This is a genomic window from Pseudoalteromonas sp. SR45-5, assembly GCF_014163565.1.
Taxonomy (GTDB): Bacteria; Pseudomonadota; Gammaproteobacteria; order Enterobacterales; family Alteromonadaceae; genus Pseudoalteromonas; species Pseudoalteromonas distincta.
Map to the genome: position 1 here is coordinate 1 of NZ_JACJDN010000440.1, position 3,499 is coordinate 3,499.

Genomic DNA, 3,499 nt, shown 5'->3' on the forward strand with positions numbered 1-3,499 from the left:
TGCTACCTTATTTAAGTAGAGATATGTTCCCTCGTAAGAAAGAAAAAAAGCTAAACAAAAAAGTTCAAAGAAAAAATAAACAATAGTTTTAATTAACTCGTTTTGTATTTATACAATAACTCAAAAGGTATATGGCAGTAATCATCAGGGTGATTAGTTAAACGGTCTTGATGCTCAGGATCGCTTGGCACGTAGTTAGTTAACAGCTCTACCCCTACCACAATTTTATCGGCATCACTGCGTTTGTTTATATAATTGCTTGCTGCATCTAAATGGCTTTGGTTTTTGCTGTAAATAGCAGTGCGGTATTTAGGGCCTACATCATCCCCTTGTTTATTAATGCTATACGGGTCAATAATTTCAAAAAAGTAGTCATACAGCTTATTTAGGCTAACGACTTTTAAATCAAAAATGACTTTTACGCATTCGGCATAACCATCGTATTCGCCGTCAGTGGTTTTGCTTGTACCATTAGCGCGACCTGCTTCAGTACTTATTACGCCTGGTAAGTGCTTTAAAAACTCTTGTACGCCCCACAGGCAGCCACCAGCAAAGTAAATAGTATTTTGTTGTGTCGTATCCATTATAAATGTTACCTAATAAGTAATTATACCGATTGCATTAAAATAGTGTTCAATTATAGCGCCAAGAAAATAGCGCAATAACAAGGCGAAAATTATGACATATAGTTGTTCTATATAAATAATTTTTAACGCAGTGAGTGCGCTATTTAATACGATAGAATGACCATGTTTTTAATAAAGTCGGTATTACGTAAATGGTTATCAAATGCAGTTATTAACAAATTAATGTACAATCGCGCACAAAATGACTGCTGTTACGTTTAGTTATTTTATCATGCTCAAATATAAGCTTTGAAATTAATTGTAATCGCAGCTACAAATAAAAAATGACGAGAAACACATGAATCGCACACCACACCTTATAATACCTGCAATATTATGCAGCGTTACTGCATTTGCTAATGCTAATACGCTATCTGATGAGTCACCAATCGAGAAAATAACGGTTGAGGCCTCACCCACTGCAAATAAGTTGCCAGTAGGTACATTCGACTCGCCTATTTCTAATTTAGAATATGACCCCCGTGTTGACCTTCAATCGCGTAATATGGCTGAGGCGCAAGCTGATGTAACTATTCGTGGTGGGATTTTTGAAAACACCGGTTTTAGAGTAGGAAGCGCTACCCTGCTTGACCCGCAATCTGGTCATTATTTTGCTGAAATACCCATTGCACCGCAAATGCTAAGCGGCCCAGATGTTTTAACCGGTGCCGATAACGCACTTTACGGTATGAATAGCTCTGTAGGTACAGTTTCGTTTGGTTGGAAACCGATTATTACTGGCGGTAGTGTATCCCTTGGTACTGGCACAAATGACTTTAATCTGCAAAGTATTCACGCTGCTAAAAACACACAACTTGATAGTTTAGTTAACTATACTCTGGGCTTTGAAGGTGAGTATTCTCATTCACAAAGTGATGGCACCATTGATAATGGCGATCATGACTTTTCGCGCGCCTCAGCTCGCGTGCAATTAGCTAGCGAGCACAGCCAAACAGATTTGTTTTTTGGCTCACAAGATAAGTTTTTTGGCTGGCCTAACTTGTACACCCCTTTTGGCGTTAACGAAACTGAAGATTTAGAAACCCGTCTTTGGATGCTTAATCACAAGCAAAACTACTCTGATAACAGCAATTTTGAAGTATCTGCTTATTATCGTACCCATGACGATCACTATATTTACTCTCGCGAAAATCCAAGCGCTTTTGAAGCGTTTCACAAAAGTGAAGTTAAGTCGTTAGCGCTATCGGGGCATCATGCTCAAAGCTATGTATTTGCTGTAAATTATTCAGCACAGTTTATTGACGACTCAATTGAATCTACCACGCTTGAAAACAACTTTACCTCTCGTAAGTATTATAAATTAAGCGTATTGCCTGAATACAAAATGGCGCTTGAGGATAATAAACAACTTACCTTTCGTTTAGGCGCAGCCTATGACGATACAAATCGTGATGATGCTGAAGTATCAGCTATTGGTGACATAACCTTAAACACCCAAAATAGTGACGGCACAGCACAAACCCTTTACTTATCATACGCGCAAGCGAGTCAAGTTGCAGGCTACACAGCCATTGGCGGCAGTGATTCAGGCGGGTTATTTAGAAGTAACTACAACCTTGAGCGCGAAACCACATCAAACTTGGAGCTAGGTTTATTACTTGAAGAACAAAGCTGGCAGTTAAACTCGGCTATTTTTTATCGAAAAGATAATAACTTAACCGATTGGACCTTTAATTTTGATTCAACCTCAGCGCGCTTTGCAAACCCAGTAGATATTGATACTGCAGGGGTTGAATTTTTAGCGACTAAGCACTTTGATACAGCAAAGCTTATAGCAAGCTACACCTATTTACATAAATCAGAAAACTACGGCGCAGCCGATATTGATGCCAGCTTTTACGCGTTAAACTTTCCTGATCACCGTTTAACACTTGGCGCTGTGTACAACCCAACTGATATTTTAGAATTTAGAATAGATAACGAATGGCGTACACAACACAAAAATGCACTTAGAAACGGCAATGATAACGCGTTATTTACCCAGCTAACACTTAAAATAACGCCGCCACAGTTGAGTAATTTATTTATCACCTTAGCGGCAGATAACTTATGGGATGAGTCGTTTGAAGAAATACCAGGTACACCTGGGCGCGGTGAGCAATATACGTTAAGCGCAACGTATAGCTGGTAGAAATGAGCTATCACATTCAAAGGCCTGTTTATTTACAACAGGTCTTTGAATAAATATTTAGCAAAGAATAAACGACATGCTAAATATTAAGAACTTTGATTACTCAGCTTATATTGAACCAGAACGACATTGTCTCTTTCTTAGCTCATTATCAATTTGTAAAGGGCGACTAAGCTCATCTGTAAGAACCTGCGAAACAACCGTACCGGTTTCAACTTCTTGTATCCAGATTGATATTTTATCCCCTTCCCTTTTTCTATTTAGCATGTAGCTTTTATCAGAATCTAAATTAACGTTAAAATTAACAAAAGCTTCTTTTTGACTATTTAAAACATCAGGGTTTGAAACACTCGCCTTTACCCATAAATCGTGCTCACCACTGATATACTGCTTTGGTTCAGCCCATTGTGTAGGTTTTTTGTTAAAGCACATCAAGTGGACATATTCAAGATCTACTCCCTGCTCTCTTTTAAAGTTTTCGAGTCTAAAATGGTCTTCTTTAATATCGGTTTTAATGGGTAAGTTTGAACAACCTAATAAAGTCACACCTAATGTAAATGCTGTAAGTAAATTTTTCATTTTTCTTTCCTTTTAAAAATTAAGATTGAACGAAATCACCTATAAATGAGATTTATAAAAAGTATCTTACAATTTCCTATATTAGCAACAAAATTAAATATGTCTAATATTTCACCATAGAATATATTAACGACTGCTTTTA

General features: G+C 37.4%; 3 protein-coding genes. 1 reads left to right on the top strand and 2 read right to left on the bottom strand.

Features of this window, described 5'->3' with window-relative positions:
* Positions 1–92: 92 nt before the first annotated feature.
* Positions 93–584: a peptide-methionine (S)-S-oxide reductase gene (locus H5072_RS14800; protein WP_182693948.1), complete on the bottom strand. Its 492-nt coding sequence runs from the start codon at positions 582–584 to the stop codon at positions 93–95.
* 340 nt (positions 585–924) lie between these two features.
* Between H5072_RS14800 and H5072_RS14805 the strand changes: the two genes are divergently transcribed.
* Positions 925–2,778 carry a TonB-dependent siderophore receptor gene (locus H5072_RS14805; RefSeq protein ID WP_182693949.1) on the top strand — a complete coding sequence of 618 codons (1,854 nt, stop codon included), beginning with the start codon at positions 925–927 and terminating at the stop codon, positions 2,776–2,778.
* 108 nt (positions 2,779–2,886) lie between these two features.
* Here the strand turns inward: H5072_RS14805 and H5072_RS14810 are convergent, their stop codons facing one another.
* Complete coding sequence (locus tag H5072_RS14810) at positions 2,887–3,357, bottom strand: hypothetical protein (protein WP_007581896.1); 471 nt, start codon at positions 3,355–3,357, stop codon at positions 2,887–2,889.
* Positions 3,358–3,499: the final 142 nt, after the last annotated feature.